Consider the following 796-nt stretch of genomic DNA (forward strand, 5'->3'; position numbering starts at 1 on the left):
ATCTATATGAGATGGCAAAATGCGGCCGTAGCCGGCTTGTTGATAATGGCGATTGCCGGCTGCCAGACGGACGCCACCGACGGTGTCGTCCGAACCAACGAACCCTCCAAAGGCGACATCACTGCCTTTGGCGACGCCTTCGACGGGCTGAAAACAGTCAGCGATGTCGAATACTACGCTTCGGACCAGGCGGTGGCCGAAGCCAAGAACCAGTTCCGCGCGGAAAATTACGGCAATGCCGGCGCCCTGTTCTACAAGGCGACGCAACTGGCGCCTAATGACGGAGTCGCTTGGCTGGGCCTTGCCGCCTGTAGCGACCGCATCAGGCGCTTCGACCTCGCCGATCGGGCCTATGGCCGAGCATTCAAGCTGATCGGCGGCACGCCCGAATATTACAACAATGTCGGTTATTCTTATCTGCTGCGCGGCAAGCTGCAGAATGCCCGCACCAACTTCCTCAAGGCCTATGAGCTGGCGCCCAAGGATCCAACCGTGGCCAATAATCTGAAGCTCCTGGCCTCCAGCGTGCAGAACGTCGAGCGGCAGTAGCTATGCTGCTCGGCGCATCGTTGCTGCTCAAGGCACTTGCCATCCCCCTGCTTGCAAGGATCGCCTGGGTGGATTTCACCACCCAGAAGATAACCAATCGCGACGTTCTGCTGCTGCTTTGCCTGGGCCTCGGGTCCCTGCAACTGCTGTCGGTTCAGTCCGGATCGTGGTGGGACATGGGCTTGAGCGCACTTGCCGGTCTTTTGCTGTTTATCGTGCTCTTCCCGTTCTGGACCTTGCGCAGGGT

General features: G+C 59.3%; 2 protein-coding genes. Both read left to right on the forward strand.

Going from position 1 to position 796, the window contains the following annotated elements; genetic code table 11:
• Positions 1-6 precede the first annotated feature (6 nt).
• Positions 7-549, forward strand: coding sequence for a tetratricopeptide repeat protein (locus tag EN780_RS35835; protein WP_127391750.1), 543 nt, complete (start codon positions 7-9; stop codon positions 547-549).
• A 2-nt stretch (positions 550-551) separates the two neighbouring features.
• On the forward strand, positions 552-796 hold a 245-nt coding region (locus EN780_RS35840; protein WP_189557075.1), incomplete at its 3' end, for a prepilin peptidase.

Origin of the sequence: Mesorhizobium sp. M4B.F.Ca.ET.089.01.1.1 (genome assembly GCF_004022605.1) — a bacterium.
Taxonomy (GTDB): domain Bacteria; phylum Pseudomonadota; class Alphaproteobacteria; order Rhizobiales; family Rhizobiaceae; genus Mesorhizobium; species Mesorhizobium abyssinicae.

Coding starts and splice junctions, on each gene's coding strand:
- EN780_RS35835 (WP_127391750.1), top strand. CDS start 7: ATGAGATGGCAAAATGCGGCCGTAGCCGGCTTGTTGATAATGGCGATT.